At 46.7% G+C, this 23858-nt stretch carries 20 protein-coding genes and 1 pseudogene; 15 read left to right on the top strand and 6 right to left on the bottom strand.

The window, feature by feature from the left end; translation table 11 throughout:
• The first annotated feature begins 52 nt into the window (after positions 1-52).
• The 5 genes from mnmG to DWW13_RS14215 all read left to right on the top strand — a co-directional run bounded on the left by mnmG (position 53) and on the right by DWW13_RS14215 (position 4676).
• Complete coding sequence (gene mnmG, locus DWW13_RS14195; protein ID WP_055225961.1) at positions 53-1924, top strand: tRNA uridine-5-carboxymethylaminomethyl(34) synthesis enzyme MnmG; 1872 nt, start codon at positions 53-55, stop codon at positions 1922-1924.
• A gap of 124 nt (positions 1925-2048) precedes the next feature.
• Complete coding sequence (rsmG, locus tag DWW13_RS14200; RefSeq protein ID WP_118720400.1) at positions 2049-2774, top strand: 16S rRNA (guanine(527)-N(7))-methyltransferase RsmG; 726 nt, start codon at positions 2049-2051, stop codon at positions 2772-2774.
• Positions 2775-3091: 317 nt separating this feature from the next.
• Positions 3092-3715, top strand: a complete 624-nt coding sequence (locus DWW13_RS14205) for a recombinase family protein (RefSeq protein ID WP_117805249.1) — start codon at positions 3092-3094, stop codon at positions 3713-3715.
• A gap of 222 nt (positions 3716-3937) precedes the next feature.
• Positions 3938-4297, top strand: coding sequence for a hypothetical protein (locus tag DWW13_RS14210; RefSeq protein WP_117805248.1), 360 nt, complete (start codon positions 3938-3940; stop codon positions 4295-4297).
• Positions 4298-4334: 37 nt separating this feature from the next.
• Positions 4335-4676 (top strand): hypothetical protein, encoded by a 342-nt coding sequence (locus DWW13_RS14215; protein WP_118720402.1) that lies wholly within the window; start codon positions 4335-4337, stop codon positions 4674-4676.
• Positions 4677-4802: 126 nt separating this feature from the next.
• Here DWW13_RS14215 and DWW13_RS14220 read toward each other — a convergent pair whose 3' ends face one another.
• The gene (locus DWW13_RS14220) at positions 4803-6143 is read right to left on the bottom strand and encodes an ArnT family glycosyltransferase (RefSeq protein WP_158579773.1); all 1341 of its coding nucleotides are present in this window, start codon (positions 6141-6143) and stop codon (positions 4803-4805) included.
• A gap of 310 nt (positions 6144-6453) precedes the next feature.
• On the opposite strand from DWW13_RS14220, the gene DWW13_RS14225 reads away from it, so the two are divergent.
• The 5 genes from DWW13_RS14225 (at position 6454) to DWW13_RS14245 (ending at position 12497) form a co-directional block, all read left to right on the top strand.
• Positions 6454-7563, top strand: a complete 1110-nt coding sequence (locus DWW13_RS14225; protein WP_022462026.1) for an ABC transporter ATP-binding protein — start codon at positions 6454-6456, stop codon at positions 7561-7563.
• Positions 7560-8423 (top strand): ABC transporter permease subunit, encoded by an 864-nt coding sequence (locus tag DWW13_RS14230; protein WP_022462025.1) that lies wholly within the window; start codon positions 7560-7562, stop codon positions 8421-8423. Before DWW13_RS14225 ends, DWW13_RS14230 begins: the two co-directional genes overlap by 4 nt.
• A 12-nt stretch (positions 8424-8435) precedes the next feature.
• Positions 8436-9953 carry a GldG family protein gene (locus DWW13_RS14235; RefSeq protein ID WP_022462024.1) on the top strand — a complete coding sequence of 506 codons (1518 nt, stop codon included), beginning with the start codon at positions 8436-8438 and terminating at the stop codon, positions 9951-9953.
• On the top strand, positions 9953-11539 hold the full coding sequence (locus DWW13_RS14240; RefSeq protein WP_118720406.1) for a DUF4340 domain-containing protein: 1587 nt from the start codon (positions 9953-9955) through the stop codon (positions 11537-11539). The genes DWW13_RS14235 and DWW13_RS14240 overlap by 1 nt, the downstream gene beginning before the upstream one ends.
• A 148-nt stretch (positions 11540-11687) precedes the next feature.
• Positions 11688-12497 (top strand): hypothetical protein, encoded by an 810-nt coding sequence (locus DWW13_RS14245; protein ID WP_055266712.1) that lies wholly within the window; start codon positions 11688-11690, stop codon positions 12495-12497.
• 99 nt (positions 12498-12596) lie between these two features.
• Here the strand turns inward: DWW13_RS14245 and DWW13_RS14250 are convergent, their stop codons facing one another.
• A complete protein-coding gene (locus tag DWW13_RS14250) occupies positions 12597-13559 on the bottom strand; it encodes an alpha/beta fold hydrolase (protein WP_117814430.1) in 963 nt (320 codons plus the stop codon).
• Positions 13560-15566: 2007 nt separating this feature from the next.
• Here DWW13_RS14250 and DWW13_RS14260 point away from each other — a divergent pair.
• From DWW13_RS14260 to DWW13_RS14280, 5 genes are all read left to right on the top strand, one after another.
• Positions 15567-16337, top strand: coding sequence for a ParA family protein (locus DWW13_RS14260; RefSeq protein ID WP_022461756.1), 771 nt, complete (start codon positions 15567-15569; stop codon positions 16335-16337).
• On the top strand, positions 16337-17269 hold the full coding sequence (locus tag DWW13_RS14265; RefSeq protein WP_022461755.1) for a ParB/RepB/Spo0J family partition protein: 933 nt from the start codon (positions 16337-16339) through the stop codon (positions 17267-17269). The genes DWW13_RS14260 and DWW13_RS14265 overlap by 1 nt, the downstream gene beginning before the upstream one ends.
• 11 nt (positions 17270-17280) lie before the next feature.
• Positions 17281-17796, top strand: coding sequence for a DUF4446 family protein (locus DWW13_RS14270; protein WP_022461754.1), 516 nt, complete (start codon positions 17281-17283; stop codon positions 17794-17796).
• Positions 17797-17975: 179 nt separating this feature from the next.
• Positions 17976-19265, top strand: a complete 1290-nt coding sequence (serS, locus tag DWW13_RS14275; protein ID WP_022461753.1) for a serine--tRNA ligase — start codon at positions 17976-17978, stop codon at positions 19263-19265.
• Positions 19266-19304: 39 nt separating this feature from the next.
• Positions 19305-20183 (top strand): DUF3881 family protein, encoded by an 879-nt coding sequence (locus DWW13_RS14280; RefSeq protein WP_118720408.1) that lies wholly within the window; start codon positions 19305-19307, stop codon positions 20181-20183.
• An 85-nt stretch (positions 20184-20268) separates the two neighbouring features.
• Here DWW13_RS14280 and udk read toward each other — a convergent pair.
• The 4 genes and pseudogenes from udk to DWW13_RS14300 all read right to left on the bottom strand — a co-directional run bounded on the left by udk (position 20269) and on the right by DWW13_RS14300 (position 23858).
• Positions 20269-20898, bottom strand: a pseudogene (gene udk / locus DWW13_RS14285) (uridine kinase).
• 13 nt (positions 20899-20911) lie between these two features.
• Positions 20912-21553, bottom strand: a complete 642-nt coding sequence (gene deoC, locus DWW13_RS14290) for a deoxyribose-phosphate aldolase (RefSeq protein WP_022461750.1) — start codon at positions 21551-21553, stop codon at positions 20912-20914.
• 248 nt (positions 21554-21801) lie between these two features.
• Complete coding sequence (locus DWW13_RS14295) at positions 21802-22737, bottom strand: ABC transporter permease (protein WP_055225933.1); 936 nt, start codon at positions 22735-22737, stop codon at positions 21802-21804.
• Positions 22737-23858, bottom strand: a complete 1122-nt coding sequence (locus DWW13_RS14300; protein ID WP_117762018.1) for an ABC transporter permease — start codon at positions 23856-23858, stop codon at positions 22737-22739. Before DWW13_RS14300 ends, DWW13_RS14295 begins: the two co-directional genes overlap by 1 nt.

Genomic DNA, 23858 nt, shown 5'->3' on the forward strand with positions numbered 1-23858 from the left:
AAGCTTAAGACAGAATCCAAAGCTGTAGATAGAGAAAGAGGATAAAAGAAAAATGGCAGTTTTAGAAGAAACAATTGATATTGCCGTCATCGGCGCAGGCCATGCGGGATGCGAGGCAGCACTTGCGGCAGCGCGGATGGGGCTGGAAACGGTTGTATTTACGGTAAGTGTCGACAGCATCGCCATGATGCCGTGCAACCCGAACATCGGAGGCACGTCGAAGGGACACCTCGTAAAAGAAATCGACGCGCTCGGCGGCGAGATGGGCAAAAATATTGACAAAACGTTCATACAGTCGAAAATGCTGAATCAATCGAAGGGACCGGCGGTGCATTCGCTGCGTGCGCAGGCGGATAAGCGGGCGTACAGCCAGTCGATGCGCGAGGTTCTTGAAAATACCGATCATCTGACGATCCGCCAGATGGAGATTGCGGAGCTGATCGTGGAAGACGGTGTTCTGACGGGTGTAAAGGCCGTTTCCGGCGCGGTTTACCACTGTAAGGCTGCCGTCCTCTGTACCGGCGTTTATCTGAATGCACGGTGCATTTACGGCGATGTGAGCACGTATACCGGCCCGAACGGCCTGCAGGCGGCGACGCATCTGACGGATTCCCTGAAAGCGAACGGCGTGGAGATGGTGCGTTTTAAAACAGGAACACCGGCGCGTATTGACAAGCGGAGCATTGACTTTTCGAAAATGGAAGAGCAGTTTGGCGATGAGCGCGTTGTGCCGTTCTCATTCTCGACCGATCCGGAGAGCGTACAGATCGATCAGGAATCCTGCTGGCTGACGTATACGAATGAAGAAACGCACAAAATTATCCGCGAAAACCTCGACCGGTCGCCGCTGTATTCCGGCATGATCGAGGGAACAGGCCCGCGGTACTGTCCATCCATTGAAGATAAAGTTGTAAAATTTGCCGATAAAAACCGCCATCAGGTGTTCCTGGAGCCGGAGGGACGATACACGAACGAGATGTACGTCGGCGGCATGTCAAGCTCGCTGCCGGAGGATGTGCAGATTGCGATGTATCACACCGTGCCGGGTCTGGAGCATGCAAAAATCGTGCGGAATGCGTATGCGATCGAGTACGACTGCATCAACCCGAGACAGCTTCTGCCGTCCCTCGAGTTCAAGGCGATCAAAAATCTGTTTTCCGGCGGCCAGTTTAACGGTAGTTCGGGATATGAAGAGGCTGCGGCACAGGGTCTGATCGCGGGTATCAACGCAGCGCTCCGCGTACAGGGAAAAGAAGAACTGGTGCTCGACCGTTCGGAGTCGTATATCGGCGTTCTGATCGACGACCTTGTGACGAAAGAGAACCATGAGCCGTACCGTATGATGACGAGCCGCGCGGAATACCGTCTGCTGCTCCGTCAGGACAACGCGGATCTGCGTCTGCGCAAATACGGCTACCGCGTGGGTCTGATCAGCGAGGAGCAGTATGAGGCACTGAAAGTAAAAGAACAGCGGATTCAGGAAGAGATTGAGCGCGTGGAGAATACGTATGTGGGAACGAGCTCGAACATCAATGAGCTTCTGGAAGAGTATGGATCAACGCTGCTTTCCGGCGGAAGTTCGCTCGCAGAGCTGATCCGCCGACCGGAGCTGAATTATAAGATGCTGGCGGAAGTAGATCCGAAAAGACCCAAGCTGCCGGAGGATGTGCAGGAGCAGGTCAACATCAACATCAAGTACGACGGCTACATTAAGCGCCAGATGAAGCAGGTGGAGCAGTTTAAGAAGATGGAAGAGAAGAAGATCCCGGAGAACATCAATTACGACGAGATCCAGAGCCTGCGCATCGAGGCGAAACAGAAGCTGAACCTGTACCGTCCGATCAACATCGGCCAGGCGTCACGTATTTCGGGCGTTTCCCCGGCGGATATTTCGGTTCTGCTGGTGTATCTGGGACATAAATAAAGGACAGATATGCATGCCTGAATTACATTCTTATGCAGCGAAACAGCAAGTGTTTTGATACTGCGTGGACAGGAACAAAAAGTGCAGCGGGCACTTGGAAGAATAGAGTAGAACGGAGAACAACATGAAAGAATACAATCTTGAAGGATTTGAGCGCGGCCTTTTTGAGCTTGGAATCACACTTTCCGAGGAGCAGAAGACGCAGTTTCTGCAGTATTATGAGCTGCTTGTAGAGTGGAATTCGTTTATGAATCTGACGGCGATTACGGAGTTCGATCAGGTGATTACGAAGCATTTTCTCGACAGTCTGTCGCTGGTGAAGGTCTGTGATGTGGAACAGGCGGGACGCATTCTCGACGTGGGAACGGGAGCCGGTTTTCCGGGAATCCCGCTGAAAATCGCGTTTCCGGAGGTGGAAGTTGTATTGCTGGATTCACTGAATAAGAGGGTGAAATTCCTGAATGAGGTGATCGGACAGCTTGGCCTTTCGAAAATCACGGCGGTTCACGGAAGAGCCGAGGATTTCGCACGCCAGAAGGATTACCGGGAGCAGTTTGATCTCGTGGTGTCGCGGGCAGTGGCGAATTTAAGCTCCCTTTCGGAATATTGTCTGCCATATGTGAAGGTGGGAGGACGGTTTGTCTCGTATAAATCGGGCAAATTGAATGAGGAGCTTACCGCGGCCCAAAAAGCAATTCATGTGCTCGGCGGCGAGGCAAAAGAGCCGGTTTATTTCCAGCTTACGGGAACTGAGGACGAGAGATCGTTTGTCTGCATCGAGAAGGGGAAGGCAACGCCGAAAAAGTACCCGAGAAAAGCGGGAACACCGGCGAAGGAGCCGATTCAGTAAAGAATAGTATATTTTGAAAACTGAGAGTCGCATTCTCGTTACTTCAATGATGAGTTAGACGCGCAAAATTTTGAATAAAAAAGCAAGGCAGCATACCACAGAGAAATTTGTGGCATGCTGCCTTGCTTTTTCGTTGGGAGAATAATGGTCAGATAAGTGAACATAATAGACCATCATACAAAAAATATGTGTTCCCAGAGATGCTTTATTATAATGTGTTTGAAAAGAGAAGTTGATGAAATTTTGTGATCACAAGATTCACGTCGAGCATGTAAAATTTTCTGTGATGCAAAATTTTATAAAGAAGGGAACACGCTATGAATATTTATGGTTACATACGAGTAAGTAGCCGAGATCAAAATGAAGATCGGCAGTTATTATCGTTGAAACGAATTGGTGTTTTGGAAAAGAATATTTATCTGGATAAGCAGTCGGGCAGAGATTTTAACCGTCCGCAATATCGTAAAATGATACGAAAATTAAAGAAAGATGATTTGTTGTATATAAAAAGTATTGATCGACTGGGAAGAAATTATGAGGAAATTTTGGAACAATGGCGTGTGCTGACAAAAGAAAAAGGTGTTGATATTGTTGTCCTTGATATGCCATTGCTCGATACTCGAAGGGGAAAAGATCTGATGGGAACCTTTTTGAGCGATATTGTTTTACAGGTGTTGTCTTTTGTGGCAGAAAGTGAAAGCAAAAATATTCGTCAACGGCAGGCAGAAGGAATTGCAGCTGCAAAAGCAAAAGGAGTGAAATTTGGCAGACCGTCGCGGTCGGTACCGGATAATTTTGATGAAGTTCATAGGGAATGGAGAGAAAAAAAGATAACGTTAAAGGAAGCTGCGAAAGCATGTGACATGCCGGTTGGGACGTTTTATGGGAAGATAAGAAAAATGGAAGATGAAAAGCAAATGACAGGAGAGCAGAATTTGTAAATGTGTACTTTTGCAAATTCTGAAAATTCAAGTTGCTTTGTTGTATTATACAATATTAGAAAGAAAAAAACAATGTGTTTTAGTGAAAATATATAAAGAAATAGAATGTATTTTCTGATCTGCAAAAGTACACTTTCTGAAAACGGGGGTATTAGGTAGGGGGGATGAAAAAGAAAAAATCGAAGTCCAAAACCAAAGATATAGAAGCAGGAGGAATGTGTTATGACACGAAAAAAACAGATGTATTTGTTTTTAATGGTCTTAAGCATGATGATGCTAATTGGATGTGGTAAGTCAACATCGGGAACCAAAGAAGTTACAGATGGCAGCATTGTGGTTCAAGTTCCAGAGGGCAGTACTGTAGAGAGTTTATTTGATTTTACATCTACAGAGAATATCAGCTTAAGTGGTGCAGCAAGTGGAATAATTCATGTGGGAAATTTGGCAAACGGCAACTCAGTAGTATGGAAATCAGATTCAGTTTTTCTGTATCTGCAAGGAAAAGCCCAAGATGTAAGTGTGATATATTACTCAAACCGGCTTGATGATGATCCGATTCCCTATAGCGAATTTAAAGAATAATTTATGGTTAATGTTTGAAAAGAAGGAGAAAAATTAAATGACATATATACGTATCGGTGGCAGCAGTTTTTCTGATGAAGATATTTTTGCGTTTGTTATAGTTGTTTTAGTGATAGGAATCGCTTCCTGGATTGGATACTTTATTTTGAAATCAAAGGACAATTCCAAGCCACTGGAAAAATCGAAAGTAAAAATTCTTGAGAAACCAGTACAAAAAGGAAACATTGAATGGTATGTGGTTGAATTTGAAAATGGAGAGCGTAAAAAGCTTAGAAGTTTTCATGCAGACACCATATTCATTGCAGTAGGAGATGAAGGTATCCTGGAATATAGAGGAATTACAATTCAATCGTTTCAGCCATTAACAGCAAAAAAATAGATAAAAATGAAATTATGGAACAAAGAAAGTGAAAGGAAAGACCGGATGAAACATATCTAAAAACTAAAAGCTTGTAACGAAGAAACAGGTGCTATCTGAGAAAAAGAGATAGCACCTGTTTCTTCGTTATCCACAACAGCCCGGAATCAAAACTCCGATGTAGCTGATGAGAAACAGTACAAGCCAGACTGCTCCCGGCAGGAGTGTCAGATGGCAGGAGGCGCGTTTCCACTCAGCGGGAAGTTTTGCAGTGAGTGAAGAATAGCCGTCATCGATCCAGACCATCAGCGGGACAAGCGCCGGCATCAGGTAGCGGCCCTGCGACTGGTAGTCGCTGAAATACGTGTTGTACATGTCCATGAACAGCGTGATCAGGCAGGCGAGGAGCAGCATCACAAAGAGGAGAAGCTGCGGCTTTTTGCGGAGCCAGTGCGGGATCATGGCAAGAAACAGAAACAGCAGGAATCCGAACGCCATCAGCGCACCGTACAGCAGGTAAAGCACCATCGGAAGATGGACGGTCATGTAGGAGAAGGAACCGATGAAGCTGCTGACGGTGGAGAACAGCCAGTTGGAAGTGCGGCCCTCCGGGGTTTGTAAATACGTCTGCTTAAAGCTCCAGCCTTCGGATGCCGGTGTCTGCCGGTTTTTCGGTTTGTACTCCTCAGTGGCGTACAGCGATGCGGATTCCTTTGTGGTGCGCATGCCGAGCAGGTCTCCGTCGTGGATGACGGCATTGCGGATGAAGAACCAGCCGCCGATCAGGAAGGCGATAGCAAAGACCAGAAGAGCTTTGGCGAAGATCTCCTTTGCCGGTTTCCTGAAATGTATCATCAGCACGAAGAACAGAAGAATGCTGCAGAGCAGGTACGCGTAGGCGTTGTAGTACGACAGCGCGCAGAGTCCGCAGCCTGCTCCAAGGCCGATGCAGTCTTTCTTGCAGAATGCGCTTTTCATGCCGCGGATCCAGAAGTAGATGATCAGTGCGACCGTGAAAACAGCAAAAGAATCGTTGTTTACATAGCAGGAGAGGAACACGAACTGCGGCAGAAATCCGACGAAAATACCGCCAAGCAGTGCCGATTCGCGGCGTTCAAAGAGCTCTTCTCCGATCAGAAAGACAACGATCAGTGTGCCGGTGCCGGAAAGGACGCTGGTGAGGCGGGCGGCAGTTAAGAGAACCGCTGCACTTCCGTTGAACAGCGCTGCAATGCCCATAAATACCGCGCTGATGAGTGCGGTCAGATACGGATACAGCGCATAGGAAAAGCCCCACAGCGGGTGGCGCACCGCTTCCTCCATGCCGTTCGGCAATGCGTGGTGTGAGACGATGTATTCCGGAATCAGCATCCGCATCGCTTCGTCGGGGGCGTGTTCGGTTTTCAGAAAAATGGAAGTGCCGAAGCAGATGCAGAAAAAGCCGAAAATCAGCATATACTTGGCCCAGTAATAGTCTTTTTTATTCATAGAGTCTCCTAAAATCTCCAGTCCCGGACGGGAAAAAGTCCGGCGTAATGTTTCGCGGCGGAACAAAAATGGAAAAGCGTCCGTCCGTGGATACGTTATAGTATACATGATTCTTATGGCAAAAGAAATTGATTTTTTGTCGAAAAACAAACAAACTGCTCCATGGCTTCACCGTTTTTTCACAAATTTTCCAGCAAATTATCACATTTTCAGAATAAGATAAAGTGTCTTTAGAAAATGAGAGCATCTCCGGCTCTTTCACCCCCAAGGGCGGGCTGGGACTGCTTTAAGAAACAAGGAGGAAGGAACATTGATAGAGGTTAAAAATCTGGTGAAACGCTATGGCGACCACGTAGCTGTCAACAACCTGAGTTTTACCGTAGAAGAAGGCCAGATCTATGGTTTCCTTGGCCCAAACGGTGCCGGAAAATCAACGACCATGAACATCATCACCGGCTATCTGGCATCTACGGAGGGCGAAGTGCTGATCAACGGCCACAATATCCTGGAGGAGCCGGAGGAGGCAAAGAAATGCATCGGCTATCTGCCGGAGCTGCCGCCGGTCTACACGGACATGACCGTTCTGGAATATCTGAAATTCGTGGCGGAATTAAAGAAAATTCCAAAGGATCAGAGAAAGAAACAGATTCTTGAGGTCATGAATCTGGTGAAGATCACCGATATGCAGAACCGTCTGATCAAGAACCTGTCGAAAGGATACCGTCAGAGAGTCGGACTGGCACAGGCGGTGCTCGGTTATCCGCCGATCATCATTCTCGACGAGCCGACCGTAGGTCTGGACCCGAAGCAGATCATTGAGATCCGCGATCTGATTAAATCACTGGGCAAAAAACATACCGTTATCTTAAGTTCCCATATCCTTTCCGAGGTCAGCGCCGTCTGCGATTACGTCATGATTATCGCAAAGGGACAGCTTGTTGCGAGCGACACCCCGGAAAACTTAAGTAAACTGATGCTTGGATCAAACACGGTTACATGTACCGTTCACGGAACGAGAAAGCAGCTGGTTCCGGCGCTTAATGCGCTCGATGCAAAAGAGATCCAATATGAAAATACGCCGAATGAGGAGCAGATTAAGGTAAAAATTACCACGGAAAAGGATAAGGATATCCGCGAGGAGCTGTTCTATGCACTGGCAAAGGCCAACTGCCCGATCCTCGAGCTGACTTCCTCCTCGATGTCTCTGGAAGACGTCTTCCTGGAGCTGACCGATGATTCCGGAAAGGCTGCAAGAAAGCTGAAAAAAGCAGAGAAAGAACAGCTGAAACAAAAAGAATGTGAAAAAGAATGTGAACCAGAAGCAGACAAAACGGCTGTCGGGGAAACGTCTGAAGAAAAAAGCACAGATGCAGCGGAATCAGCCGCTGAAACAAAACAGGAGGAGGGAGACGCACAATGACGGCGATTTATAAAAAAGAGTTAAAAAGCTATCTGACAAGCATGATCGGATATCTGTTTATGGCGTTTACTCTGGCGCTGTTCGGCCTGTATTTTACGGCCATCAATCTGCAGCAGGGTTACCCGGAGATCGGATACGCGCTGCAGAATTCCGCATTTATTCTGCTGATCGCAGTACCGGTTCTGACAATGCGTGTCCTGTCGGAGGAGCAGAAAAATAAGACGGATCAGCTGCTCCTTACCGCACCGGTAAAAATTTCCGATATTATCCTTGGAAAATATCTGGCGCTTCTCACCATTTATGTGATTCCGGTGCTGATCATGTGCCTGTACCCGCTGCTTCTTGGAACCCACGGAACGGTTTCCTACGCCGTATCCTACACTTCGATCCTTGGTTATTTCCTGCTGGGGGCAGCCTATATTTCGGTCGGCGTGTTTGTTTCCTCCATCACCGAGAGTCAGGTCATCGCAGCCGTTGTCGGCTTTGTGATCCTGTTCCTGTGCTACGTGGAGAGCGGTATTGCAAATTTCTTCCCGGAGGGAGCCGGAAGCTCTTTCTTTGCTTTCTTTATCATCATTGCACTGGTATGCCTCTGGATCGGCAGTATGATTAAAAACCCGATCATTACAGGTGTGATTGCCGTGATCGGCGAAGGCGCGCTGACGGCAGTTTACTTCACAAAATCCACCCTTCTCGAGGGCAAAATCCAGGATCTGCTCGGTGTATTCAACATGGCAGGCCATATGGATAACTTTGTGAACGGTATTCTGGACATTGGCGGTGTTGTTTACTACCTGTCCGTCATTGCAATCTGCACTTTCCTTGCAATGCAGTCCCTGCAGAAGAAACGCTGGAATTAGGAGGTGGAGACGATGAGCAGCGAAAAGAAAGAAAAGAAACAGCATAAAATGAATTTTAATATTAAAGAAAAGCTGAAAAAGACGTTCTCCAAAGAACATCTGAAGGAAGTGTTTACCGGCGAGGAGCAGAAAAAGCATCTGAAACAGGGCTCTTATTCTTCGATTATGACGGTGATTGTTCTGGCTGTGATTGTGGTTATTAACCTGATTGTGGCGCAGATTCCGACCAGCAAAACACAGATTGACCTGAGTACGCAGAAAATGTACTCCATTACAGATGAGACGAAAACGGCATTAAAGGATCTCGATCAAGACGTTACCCTGTATTATATTGTGCAGAAGGGCAGTGAGGATGACACCATCGAGAAGCTGCTGGAGCACTACGATGAGCTTTCTGACCATATCAAAGTAGAGACAAAAGACCCGGATCTGTATCCGAAATTTACGAGTCAGTATACCGATCAGACGGTAGCTGCAAACAGTGTAATTGTCGTATGCGGCGATAAGAGCAAGGTGGTCAGCAACAGTGATATGTGGGAGACTTCCACAAACTATCAGACCTATCAGACACAGACAACCGGTTTTGACGGCGAGGGTCAGATTACCAGCGCCATCACGTATGTGACGAGTGAAAACAACCCGAAGGTTTACTGGGTAACCGGCCACGGCGAGGCTTCCGAGAGTGATCTTTCTACGAACTTCAGTGATGCCATTAACAAAAACAATGTGGAAATCAGTGATCTTGCCCTGATGACAGACGATATCCCGGAGGATGCCGAGGAGCTTGTGATCATGTCCCCGACCACCGATTTCTCCGAGGATGAGGCAAATAAAGTCATTACCTACCTGGAAAACGGCGGAAAGCTTCTGATGTTCACCAGCTATACCGGAACGGATATGCCGAATCTGGATTCCATACTGGAAAATTACGGTGTGAAACGCTCCAGCGGAATTGTTGTGGAGACCGATTCCCAGCATTATTATCCGCAGATGCCGTATTATCTGCTGCCGAACATTCAGAGTGATGACATTACAACCGAAGTAAAGAGTAATTACATTCTGATGCCGGTTGCACAGGCAATTCAGAAGCTCGATTCTTATCGTGATACCATTACGATCAAGAGCCTTCTGACGACCACCGAGGACGCTTATATTGAAAATGACCCGGAGAACAGCACCTGGTCGAAGAGTGCGGACAGTGAGACGGGCGCATTTGACCTTGGTGTTTCCATCACAGAGACTGTAGATGATAAAGAGACACAGATCATTTATTTCTCGAGTGCATCGATGCTGAGCAGCCAGATTGACCAGGCAATCAGCGGTGCGAACTCGAAGCTGGCAGCGACTGCACTGACCTCCATGTGTGATGTGGAGCAGACCGTTGTTATTCCAAGCAAGAGCACAAGCTATACAAACCTGGTATTTACACAGGGAGCAGTTAACACCTGGTCTATTATTACCATTGCGGGAATTCCGCTGGTACTTGTTGTGATTGGCGTGATGATCTGGATGAAGAGGAGAAAACAGTGATGAAGAAAAAAGGAAAGATGGCGGCCTGCCTGATCCTTTTGGTACTGCTTCTTGCCGTATTGGTGGTGCTGACGAAGAAAAACAGCACCGCCGATGCGGACAGCGGCAGTTCGGATTCTGGTGCAGACGCCGAAAAAGTGGTTGATTTTTCAAAAGATGATGTAACAGCGCTTTCGTTCCAGATCAACGGAGAGACGGTGTCCTTTACGAAAACAGCAGGAGACGATGATACCGATATCTGGACATACGACCAGGAGGATGGATTCCCCCTGGATGAGAGCAAGATAACGAGCGTTTTAAGCTCTCTTAGCAGCATGACAGCAGAAAGAGTCATTGAAGACGATGAAATCGATTCTATGGCCGATTTTGGGCTCGAGACGCCGTCTCAGGAGGTTGTAGTGACTGCGGGAGACGAGAAAACGACGATTCATGTCGGAGATAAGAACAGCTCGAGCAGATACTATATTTATCTGAACGATGATACGAGTAAGGTTTATCTGGTAAGCACATCGCTTGGAACGATGTTCCCGTCCGATATGATGGAGTGGGCGACAACGGAATCCATGCCATCTGTGACGGCGGAAAACATTACAAAGCTGCAGGTGGAGGGTGAGAACGGATATACGCTGACAAAAGAAGTAAGCGCTGCTGATTCGGCACTTCAGACGGATGAATGGCAGGTTGTGGACGCAGATGGAGCGGCACATGGCGGTGATGCGGATTCGATCGGCACCATGACAAGTGCAGTGACATCTCTTAGCTTTGGAGATCTTGTTACGTACAACGCATCGGATCTTTCCCAGTACGGACTGGATCAGCCAAAGACAACGATCCGCGTGCATTACACGGAAGAGCAGGAGGTTGAGGCTGACGATACAACAACGGCAGATACTTCTTCGGATTCCACAACAGATTCTGCATCAAGCGACAGCACTGCAACGAGCTCTTCTTCCGAAACGACAACCGTTACGGTGGAGAAAGATCTGGTATTGTATGTCGGCAATGCAAATGAGGACGGCGGTTCTTATTACGTGAAGCTGGACGGCTCGAATGAAGTTCATCTGATGACGGCTTCGAATGTTGAAACCTTCACCGGAAAGAAGGCATCTGATTTCTGGAACATGTATATCGGCATGGAAAATGTATCGGATCTGACGAGCCTTGATATTACGTATAACGGCGAGACGAAGACGTATGTACGCCATGTGGAAGAGAAAAAGGATGACGACAGCGATTCCACAACACAGGAAATCAGTTACATCTGCGGCGATGAAACGATTGATAAATCAACGTTTACCACGTTCTATTCTTCGCTCATTGGCCTGAAGGCGCAGACGAAGGATGAAAGCCTCGTGCAGGCCAAGGATGCCGAGTTTACCGCAGTCTTCCATATGACAGACGGCGACCTGACATTTGCTTACAGCCCGTATGATTCGAGCTTCTATTACACGGTAGATGAGGACGGAGTGCCGTCTCTTGTGAATAAAAATAACGTGAAGACCATGCTGGAAAATTACGGGAAACTGCTTGCGGCAAAGACGGAAGATGACAGTTCTTCAGACAGCACGTCAGAATCAGCGGAATAAAGAGTCATTAAAATCTGGTTAAAATTGAAAACGGAGGATTTACTGAGAGTGAAAAAATCAGTAAGTCTTCCGCTTTTTTATGGGAAAATGAAAGCGGAAGAAGTATAATGGGAGTATAACAAAGACGGTGGATGGGGGGGGTGAAAGGATGAAAAAGGTTTGTTTGACAGTATTGTGTATTCTGCTGGTGGGCTGCGGTAATGCAGAAACGGCGGAAACAGAGGAGAAAATGCGGTTTGAAAATCTGGATCCGGCAAAGGTAAATATGCAGTACGGAGGGTTGAAGGAGTGGGATCGGTTTTATAATAGCTTTTATGAGCAGAAAGAGGGAAGCGATCTCATTGTTCTGGGAACGGTAGAGGATTATAGCTGTTTTGCCGGGGGAATTGAGATTGCAACCGATATTTCACTGCGGGTGGATGACGTTTTGAAAGGTGATATGGAAGCCGGAGAACATATTACGGTTCGAAAGCCGGGCGGAGCAGTTACGGTGGAAGAGTATCTGCAGTCCATGGAGGATGCGGGAATTACGTACTGGAACGCAGAGGAGCTGAAAGCGGAGTATTCGGAGGAGGAACGGCGGGAGAACTATATACAGATCAGCTTCTGCGACCTTGATCCGGTGATCGGGCAGAAATCCTTGTATTTTCTGGAGAAAGATGCGGAAAAGGAGCTTTATTACCGGCTTTGCGACGGGTTTGGACAGTATGTAGAGACTGCGTCGGGTGAATATGTAAACGCGTATGAGATTGCAGATGAGAAAAGAAATGCGGATGAGCCAATGATGCTTGCACTGGGAGAAACGGTGGAATTTGACCCGGATGCAGCGCCGGAGGAGAGAATTAATATTTATACGATGGATGAAATAAAAGAGGGAATGGAAACGTATACAGCGCCGCCAACGGATTATCCGGGCGCAGAGGAAGATGCGTTGGAAATGGACTGTGAGCCGGGTTAAAAATGGAAAAACGGAGGATTTACTGACATGGAAATATCAGTAAATTCTCCGTTTTTTTGTCTCATTTTTTTCGCTCGAGGCCGGGAGCAGAAGGGGGTATTACTGTACCGGTGCGAAGAAGATCTGGATCTGGTCTAAGAGGGCCTGCGGGGCCTCCATCTGCGGCATGTGCTTTGTTTTCGGCAGGATCTGGGTTTCGATGGAGGTGTTGAGCGCTGTGTACAGCGCAAAGGTTTCTGCGATGCCCGGCTCTTCCTCGCCGCCGATGAGGAAGATGCTGTTGTCAATGTGCTTTAAGGCGTGGCCGATGTTGAGGTTCACGTAATTGCCCGCAAGGCTTGCAAAAAGGTACTTTCCGGCACTGCTCTGGAGGTGGGCTGACTCATAGAATGCGTCTACGTCCTCCGGCGAGCGGTGGAACGGGTTGTGGTAGTAGCTCTCGGTGAATAAAAGCTCGATGTTGGATCGGCCGGTGAGCGTGTGGTACAGCAGCGTTCCGACGAGCGGGAGCTCGATCATGCGTTTCAGGAAGCGGCTGCGTTTATCCGGGATTTTGTTGAGCTTGGCAAGGTCGGTCGGGTTGATCATCATGATTCGGCCAAAGCATTTCGGGGCTGTATTGCAGGCGGTTACGACGAAAGAACCGGATAAACCGGATGCAATTACGTCGGTTGGACATCCGATGACCTGCTTGATGAAGGTGACGATGAGCTGTACGTATAAAAAGTTTGTGTACGTGATCGCCGGCTTGTCGGAACGGCCGCAGCCGAGAAGATCGAGTGTGTAGACGGTGTGATCCTTTGCGAGAGTATCCTCAATATACTGCCATTCGCGGCCGCTGGAGGCACAATGTAAGTCATGAAGTAAGAGCATCGGGGTTCCGGTGCCTTTTTTTGTGTAAAAAATATCGCCGAACTGCCAGGAAAAGATCTCTTTTTCAGCCGAGGCGAGCAGGTTTTTCCGTACGGCGGCGGTATCGAGCGTTTTATTCAGAAAGTAAATCGCTGCGCCGGACATCGTGGTGAGGACACTCAAGGTGACCAGTTTTTTGCTGTGTTTCATATGATAAAACTCCTTTCAGGGGTCTCCCGGAGGGGAGGAATCGGTTCGAAACGTTGTGTTGAGCTTATTATAAGCGAAAAAAGGGAAAGATACAATGCAAAAATTAAGGGAAAAATGAGAAAAAGAGACGAAAATAAGACGCAATTTGACGAAAAGCGTAGACAATTCCAGGAGAACTACGTTATGTCAACTACTGGCGAATGGCATATTTAAATGGTTTACATAACTGCAAAAAAACAGAGAAAAAATGATGTAATAATACACATAAAAGCATGAAAACGGCACTATGGGATAAAATCCTTCCAGATTGGTAAAAATCCATGAAAAAATGGTCCCAAAATGCGTTTAGTAAATGGTTTGGAAAATCCGAAAAAACGAATGTAAAAGTTCAATTCATACGAAAATATAAAAATATAATTAAATAATTTAATAAAAGAGAGAAAACAGAGACGAAAAACTACGTGAAACACGCGAAAATACAGGAAAAATGTAGAAAAGACGGAGAAAATCAAAAATAGAATAGAAAATACGATTATTTTAAAAATAAGAGAGGCGAAAAATGAGAGTGATTTTCGGAAAGCCGGAAAGCAAATCGCTTCTCACTGATCGCCGAAGACCGAAAATCGTAAAAAACGATGTTTCACGTGAAACATTTTGAGAGACGTGAAACGTGAAAAATGAGACAGGGAAAGTGACATAAGTAGAAACGAAAAAATGAAGGACGATCTAAAAAATGGCAAAAAGAGGGTGTAAAACGATGGAAGAGGCGGAAAAAGCAAAAAAGATAAAAATGAGTTGAGAAAAGGCAAAAAACGACTGAAAAGGGGAAAATGTAGTATAGACATGGGCGAAAAGAATAAAAACGGGAGGGAGAGGCAGTGAAAGGCAAGAAAATGGTGTGAAATGGCGATGAGGGATAAAAAACGGAGAGAAGGAATAAAAAATGTTGATAAAAGAGAAAAAGTGAGATTGTTTACAAAAAAAAGAGAAAGGTAAGCCAGAAAGATGGAAAAGAGGATAAAAGACGTGGCAGCGAGAGAAAAATATTAAAACCATAAAAACAGAAAAATTATAGTGTAATCAAATAAATCGATAAAAAACAGAAAATGTGCAGCCTGGCCTGTAAAATAAAAAAATCAAAGAAAAACCGCCCGAAAAGAGAAAAACTGGAGAAAAAATGAAAAAGAGGATGTCTCACGGATTATGCCTCTTACTGATGAAAATAAAGAGAAAAATGCTGAAAATTTGAAAAAAGCGAGGAAGAACGATGAAAAAACAGAGCCCTAGTGAATAAAAATACATTTTATATACAAAAGAGACATTTACGATCACCGAACAACCATAAACAGTTTTGATTCCTGATCTATGTATCAATAATATCCTGATAAGTTGATTTTTTCTTCCTAATCACCTGAGATTTCCTTGAAAAAGAGCATCACACGATTAAAATAACGTTTCCAGTATATTTATACCTCAAAAACGTCAAAAATTAAAATATTTCACGTGAAACATTTTATAAAAACTGTGTGAAACAGAAAAAAATGTTCTGACATTGCAGAATTACTTGGAAACCATCAAAAAATGCAAAATCATCGCTGAAAAAATTCCAAAAAGCATTTAAACAGCGTAAAAACCGAGAAAAATTATTGTAAAACAGTGCTTTTCAAAATGTTTCACGTGAAACATTTCCAAAAATCTCCAATTTTCTTATGCTTCAAACCGCCTAATCATGCAAAAATGCAGAAAATGTTTCACGTGAAACATTTCCAGTAGTAAAATCCGGCGTAGTATGATAAAATATCTTTGTCCCAAATTGGGGCAATTTTGAGATAGAATCTGAAGAATTCCTCAGATAGACTGGCATAGAAAAGGAGATTTTTCCTATCTATATGCCAAAACACCTGCCGCATGAATCATTTTTTTGAAAGAAGTGCCGGCAGGTCATTTCCTGTAAAAAGGAAAAACTGCAAATGGAAAACAAAAAGATGAAAGGAGGCAATACATATTTTGGGAAGAACAATTGCAATTGCAAACCAGAAAGGCGGCGTAGGTAAATCTACCACCGCAATTAACCTTTCTTCCTGTTTAGGAGAAATGGGACAAAAAGTTCTGACCATTGATATGGACCCGCAGGGAAATACCACCAGCGGAATGGGAGTAGAGAAAAATGAAGTGGAAAATACCATCTATGAGCTGCTTCTTGGAGAGTCAAAACTGGAGGACTGCATCATTCCTCTGAATTTTGACAATCTTTCCCTTATCCCTTCCAATGTCAATCTGGCCGGAGCGGAGATCGAGCTGATCGGGGTGGAAGACAAAGAATTCATCCTGAAAAACGCAATTGATCAGGTCCGCGATCAGTACGACTTCATTATTATTGACTGTCCGCCATCCTTAAATATGCTGACAATCAACGCGATGACCACCGCGGACACCGTTCTGGTGCCGATTCAGTGTGAATATTACGCACTGGAGGGCTTATCCCAGCTTATGCACACGATTGAGCTGGTGCAGGAGCGTCTGAATCCAGAACTGGAGATGGAAGGCGTTGTCTTTACCATGTACGATGCGAGAACGAATCTTTCTCTGCAGGTAGTAGAAAACGTAAAAGACAGCCTGGATCAGAATATCTACAAAACCATTATTCCGAGAAATGTCCGCCTTGCGGAGGCACCGAGCTACGGTATGCCGATCAACTATTACGACAAGCGGTCCACCGGTGCAGAGAGCTACCGTCTCCTGGCAGACGAAGTGATTCACAGGGGGGATGAAGAGTAATGGCAGCGAGAAGAGGAGGCTTAGGCAAGGGCCTGGATTCCCTGATTTCACCGGGACATTCGGCCAAAGCAGAAGCAAAAGAGAAACCGGCAAAACCGGAGGTCAAAGTAGTCGAGAAGGTTGTTGAAAAAGTTGTCGAAAAACCAGTCGAGATGAAACTGAAAATCTCCGAAATTGAACCGAACCGCGAACAGCCGCGAAAATCCTTTGACGAGGACGGCCTGATCGAACTTTCGGAATCCATCAAACAGTTCGGAGTTCTGCAGCCGATTTTGGTGCAGAAAAAAGATGATTATTATGAGATCATCGCAGGGGAACGGAGATGGAGGGCTGCAAAGCTTGCCGGAATCAAAGAAGTACCGGTCATCATTAAAGATTTTACCGAGCAGGAAGTTGTCGAGATTTCCCTGATTGAAAATATTCAGAGAGAATCTCTGAACCCGATTGAGGAGGCACACGCATACAAACGCCTGATGGAAGAGTTCCATCTCCGCCAGGATGAAATCGCAGAGCGCGTTTCCAAGAGCAGAACGGCGGTTACAAACTCGATGCGTCTCCTGAAACTGGATGACAGGGTACAGCAGATGGTTGTCGATGAAATGCTGACAACCGGTCATGTGCGTACGCTGCTGGCGCTGGAGAATAAAGAACTCCAGTACAATACGGCAATGAAAATCTTCGATGAAAAGCTCAGTGTCCGTGAGACCGAGCGCCTGGTCAAAGAGATCCTGAATCCGAAGGTGAAGAAAGAAAAGAAAGTCAATCTGGAAGAGGAAGCCATCTACGAAGGTCTGGAAGAGAAAATTAAGAGCATCATTGGTACGAAGGTTTCCATTCACCGCGGGGCAAAGCACAAAGGAAAGATTGAGATCGAGTATTATTCCCAGGAAGAGCTCGAGAGAATCATGGATCTGTTTGAATCAATACAGTAAGAGGTAGAATAATGAGCGATTTATTTAGTAAGGTAGGAATTGACCTTGGCGTTGTTGTACTTCTTCTGATTGTACTGATTATCGTGATGATGATTATGACGGTCAGCATGTCGCTGCGTCTGAGCAGACTGAACCAGAAGTACAGAAGCTTTATGAAGGGAAAAGACGCCCAGTCACTCGAAAAGCTGTTTCATCAGCGGTTCAAGGAAATTGACAAACTGAACAAGCAGAATGAGCTGACGAAAAAAAATCTTGCGGATCTGAAAAAGATCCAGGGCATGACGCTGAACAAATACGGAATCGTAAAATATGATGCGTTTGACGATGTGGGCGGAAAGATGAGTTTTGCGCTGGCAATGCTCGACAAAGAAAACACAGGTTTTATCCTGAATGCAATCCACAGCCGTGACAACTGTTTTTTATATCTGAAAGAGATCGTAAAAGGCGAGTCCTATATCATGCTGAGCGCCGAGGAAATCGACGCGCTGCGCCAGGCAATTACGATGAATTCGATCGATCTGATGTAAAAGCGGACCGCAGAAAAACAGCATGAAAGAACGCTTGAAAAAATGCATATACTGTTATATGATGGTACTGGAACGCGCCAAACCCGCATAAATGCTGGAAAAACGGCAGTGGTTCCGGGCTGGAAAGAACAAAAAGAATCCCGCCAAAATGAGGGGATAAGATCTACTAGGAGGAAATTATGTTAGACATTAAGTTTTTAAGAGAAAACCCGGAAGTTGTAAAACAGAATATCCGAAATAAATTCCAGGATCAGAAACTGGAGCTGGTTGATAAAGTCATCGAGCTGGATAAAGAAAACCGTGACATCAAACAGGAAGTAGAAGCACTTCGTGCAAAAAGAAACAAAATCTCCAAACAGATCGGCGCACTGATGGGCCAGGGCAAGAGAGAAGAGGCTGAGGAAGTAAAGAAACAGGTAGCTGTTGACGGTTCCCGCATCGAGGCTCTTTCTGCAAGAGAAAAAGAAGTAGAAGAAGAAATCAAGAAGATCATGATGGTGATCCCGAACATCATCGATCCTTCCGTACCGATCGGAAAAGATGACAGCGAGAACGTAGAAGCAGAGCGCTTCGGCGAGCCGGTTGTACCGGATTTTGAAATCCCGTATCACACCGACATTATGGAGTCCTTCGACGGAATCGATCTGGACGCAGCAAGAGAAGTTGCAGGAAACGGATTCTATTATCTGATGGGCGACATTGCACGCCTCCACTCTGCCATCCTTTCTTATGCAAGAGATTTCATGATCGACCGCGGATTTACCTACTGCGTACCGCCTTTCATGATCCACGGCAACGTCGTAAACGGTGTTATGAGCTTCGCTGAGATGGAGTCCATGATGTACAAAATCGAGGGCGAGGATCTGTACCTGATCGGAACCAGCGAGCACTCCATGATCGGTAAATTCATCGACAGCATCATCCCGGAGGAGAAACTGCCTCTGACCCTGACCAGCTACTCTCCGTGCTTCCGTAAAGAAAAAGGAGCACACGGCATCGAGGAGCGTGGTGTTTATCGTATCCATCAGTTTGAGAAACAGGAGATGGTTGTTGTCTGCAAACCGGAAGACAGCATGATGTGGTATGACAAACTGTGGAAGAACACCGTAGACCTGTTCCGTTCCATGGATATCCCGGTTCGTACTCTGGAGTGCTGCTCCGGTGACCTGGCTGACCTGAAAGTAAAATCTGTCGATGTTGAGGCATGGTCTCCGCGTCAGAAGAAATACTTCGAGGTAGGAAGCTGCTCCAACCTTGGTGATGCACAGGCAAGACGTCTGAAAATCCGTGTCAACGGCGAGGACGGAAAGAAATACCTGGCACATACCCTGAACAACACCGTAGTTGCTCCGCCGCGTATGCTGATCGCATTCCTGGAGAACAACCTGAATGCAGACGGAACCGTAAGCATTCCGGAAGTTCTTCGTATGTACATGGGCGGAAAAGAGAAACTGGTTCCGAAACACTAATCGCATAAGAAATACAAAGGAATGAGAGGAGGTGTTCTTATGCACGCTTACCTGAAAACCATTGGATTTTCAAAGATCAAGACGACGAAGGAACTCCAGGAGATTCTTTGTGATGTAGTAGAAAACTACGACCGTAAAAAGATTGTGGAAACAGAAGAACACCACCTTTTTGCTGAATTTTCGAAAGAATATGCATATGACTGTGGTATCACAGTCTGTGGGGAAATTGATGAGAACAACCGTTTCCAGATGGAATATTATTATCCCTATTTCGAGGGCGGGCAGATCAGCTCCTACGAGGAGGTATCGGTGGAGCGCCACGTCGATAAGGAATCGTTTGCAGGCGCCTGCGACGATATGCGGCTTGGCATCACGATGATCTTTTATCTGACGCATGCAGCGGAATATCTTGAGATGAAACAGAAAAATGCGCTGCAGCCGCTTCCGCTCCCGCTTTCTGTCTCCGGTCTTGCAGCGGAAGGAACAATTCTGCTTCCGATCCAGAAAGACCCGGAACAGGTCGAGAAGGAGCGCCGCAGCACGCAGCAGAAGAATTCACTGATCTCGGCTGCCAGAAACGGGGATGAGGATGCGATGGAAAGTCTCACCATGGATGATATTGACACATATGCCATGATTTCCCAGCGTCTGACGAAGGAAGATGTCTTTTCTATTGTAGATAGCTTTTTCATGCCGAGCGGTCTTGAATGTGACCAGTACAGCGTGATGGGTGAAATTACGGAGATGAATACAACGAAGAACGCGGTAACGGGCGAGCAGGTGTATGAGCTCGGCCTCGTCTGCAACGATGTGCCGATAGACATCTGTATCAACGAAAAGGATTTATTTGGAGTACCGGAAGTGGGAAGACGTTTCAAAGGCCAGATCTGGCTGCAGGGAATGCTGGAACATCTGTAAGGGAAAAATAAAAAGAGCGAGGGCTGAAAAGAGAAAATTCAGTCCTCGCTCTTTTTTGCAGATTTTTATAACGATAAACGGATGTTTACTGGTTCTGCACCAGATTCAGATGCTTACGCACCCGCTCGATCAGCATTTCAAGCGCAACGGTGTTCTGTCCGCCCTCCGGGATGATCACGTCGGCACGGCGCTTGCTCGGCTCTACGAACTGCTCGTGCATCGGTTTTACGGTCGTCAGGTACTGCGTTACAACGCTGTCCAGGGAACGGCCGCGCTCTTTTACATCGCGCAGGATCCGGCGGAGAATCCGCACGTCCGCATCGGTATCGACAAAGACTTTGATGTCCATCAGATCGCAGAGATCCTTCTAAACGAAGAGGAGAATGCCCTCGAGCACGATAACCGGGGCAGGATGGACCAGAATCGTTTTATCCGAGCGGTTATGCATGGCATAATCGTAAACCGGCATCTCGATGGATTTTCCGGCTTTCAGCTCGAGAATGTGCTGGCATAACAGGTCGGTATCAAAGGCATCGGGATGATCGTAATTTAATTTGGCACGCTCCTCAAAAGGAATATCGTCATGGCGTTTGTAATAGTTGTCATGGCGCAGAATGCTCACTTCATCGCGTCCAAAACTTTCTACCAGCTTATCTGCCAGTGTCGTTTTTCCACTGCCGGTTCCTCCGGCAATTCCTATCAGTATCGTATCCATAAGAAACTCCTTTTTATCCGATGATAGCCAGTGTTGCGCTTGTTCCGAGACGGCTTGCGCCGGCATCTACCATAGCCTGTGCCTCGTCTGCGTTGTGGATTCCGCCGGAAGCTTTTACGCCCATATCCGGGCCTACGGTCTTTCTCATCAGGGCAACATCAGCCGCTTTTGCACCGCCGGTAGAAAATCCGGTGGAGGTTTTTACGAAGTCAGCGCCGGCTTCTTTTGCGAGCTCGCACGCTTTTACTTTCTCTTCATCGGTTAAAAGGCAGGTCTCGATGATGACTTTCAGAACGATGTCCTTGCCGCATACTTCTTTTAAGGTCTGGATATCGGAGCGTACGAAGTCGTATTTGCCGTCTTTGAGGGCTCCGACGTTGATGACCATATCAACCTCCTGTGCACCGTCTTCGATGGCCGCACGGGTCTCAAACGCTTTTACACGGGTATCGGACATGCCCAGAGGGAAGCCGACAACGGTGCAGACTTTGACGTCAGATCCTTTGAGCTTTTCAGCAACGAATTTGGTGTAGTACTGGTTGACGCAGACAGAAGCAAAATCATGTGCAAGTGCCTCGTCGCAGATCTTTGCAACCTGTGCTTCGGTTGCGTCTGCTTTTAAAATAGTGTGGTCAAATAATTTGGTGTTCAGCATAATTTTTTCCTTTCTTTGATGAAAAATAAATCAGAATGATAGAGAAAAGGCAGAGCCGAAAAAACACAGTTCGGATTTAACGGCTCTGCCTTTAAAAATTGTAACTATTCAGAGCCACATCTCGATTCCGCTGCGCTGCATTTCGATGTGGCTGCTCGCCATATGAAATTCCAGAAAAAACCGCTCATTCATGCAAGCATGATTCGCAATTTTTTCTTCCATTTCACATGGCTCTGAATAGTTACATATTATCTTGCGCCCTTATCGTACGGAATACCTTCGGCTTTCGGAGCCTGGGAATTCTTGGATGTGAAGGCGAGAATAATCATGGATGCGATAAACGGCATCATGTTGTAAATGTTCTTGGACAGTCCCAGATGGGAGAGGACGGTGGAGTCCGCAATGTTTGCCAGGGAACGGAATACCGCAAAGAATACGGCTGCTCCGGCAATGTGGAACGGTTTCCACTGACCGAAGATCATAACAGCGAGGGCAAGGAATCCGGCACCGGCTACGCCGACTTCGAAGTTCCAGGTGGTAACGGACGGAACGATGTAGGCAAATCCGCCGATACCGCCGAGTGCACCGGAGATGATAACACCGGTGTATCTCCACTGGTATACGTTGATACCAACAGAGTCGGCTGCCTGTGGATGCTCACCGCAGGCACGCAGGCGCAGTCCCCATTTCGTTTTGAAGAGGAACACGTAGCTGCAGATCAGAAGGATGATGCCGATGAACAGGAAGATGTTCACGGTAAATGGTCCGATCTTGTAAATGAAAGCGGCGTTGGTGTAGTTCAGCTTTGCGGAAGCTGCACCGTTTCCGGCATCCGAGCCGTTGTTGAATGCTTTTACCAGGACGATGGCAATGGCAGTAGCCAGCATGTTCAGCGCGGTTCCGCCGATCGTCTGGTCTGCTTTCAGTGTGATGGCGGAGAAGCCAAGCAGCAGAGAGTAGATCATACCGGATACGGCGCTCGCCAGAATGGAAAGTGCCACAAGTGCAGGAGCCGGGAGGTCCGGGAACAGAACCAGGACGAAGACACCGGCAAGGCCGCCGATCGCCATGATTCCTTCCAGCGCGATGTTGATGACACCGCTTCGCTCGGAGAACATACCGCCCATCGCAACGAGCATCAGAACAACGGCGTACAGTAAGGTAAATTTAATTAAAAGGAACATTATTTCTTCTCCTCCTTTCCGTTGTCTGCATTGGCATTTGCTTTCTGCTCTTTTTTGCTCTTGAACAGGTTTGCAACGATGCCCTTGAACAGGGTAACGAATGCGCAAAGGTAAATGATAACGGCAACGATCAGGTCCGCGATCTCCGGCTGATAATATTTCGTAGGCAGGTAAGCACCGCCGACCGAAATATGAGCAACGAAGAGAGCAGCGAAGATAACGCCGATCGGGTTGCTAAGTGCAAGAAGCGCAACCGGGATACCATTAAATCCGATGGCCGGGAGTGCTGTCGATACCTGCGGGTTCCACTCGGATGCACCGGAGAGGAAGTAGAGGCCTGCACCGATTCCGGCAAGCGCACCTGCGATGGTCATGGAGAGAACAACGTTTCTCTTCTCGTTGATGCCGGCGTATTTGGCAGCATCCTTATTGAACCCGCAGGCTTTCAGCTCATAGCCGAAGGTTGTTTTGTTCAGAACGATGTAGATGATGACCGCAATGGCAATCGCAATGAAAATCGCAATCGTTGTGGAACTGGTACGGAAAATGGAGTTCATGCCGCAGTCCGGAATCAGGGATTTCGGAGAAGCGGAGCTTAATTTGTAAGTACGTGTGGTCTTCTGATCATACATGTCCGGGATGGTGTTGTACATCAGCTCATTGACAAGATAAAGACCAATCCAGTTGAACATGATGGAAGTAATAACTTCATTTACGTTGAAGTATGCTTTGAAGATACCAGGAACTGCTCCCCAGATGGCTCCGCAGACCATAGCAGCCAGAAGGCATACATACCATGGCATGTGGAGGATGATGGCAAAATACAGGGCGCCGAAGACACCGACGGTGTACTGTCCGGCAGCACCGATGTTGAACAGACCTGTTTTAAAAGCAAATGCAACCGAAAGTCCGGTCATAATCAGGGGAGCGGACTGAGCGATTTCACTTCCGATTCCTTTCGGCTTTAAGTAAAAGCCGCCTTTGATGATTCGTGTAAATCCATCCACTGCGTTCTCCGCGTTGATGCAGTATAAAATGATAAATCCCACAAGAAGACCGATCACAATACATACAAGAGAAGCGACAATGGACAGAAGAGCGTTTTTCGTTTTTTCGTTCAT

Origin of the sequence: Blautia sp. AF14-40 (genome assembly GCF_003479665.1) — a bacterium.
Lineage (GTDB): Bacteria > Bacillota > Clostridia > Lachnospirales > Lachnospiraceae > Fusicatenibacter > Fusicatenibacter saccharivorans.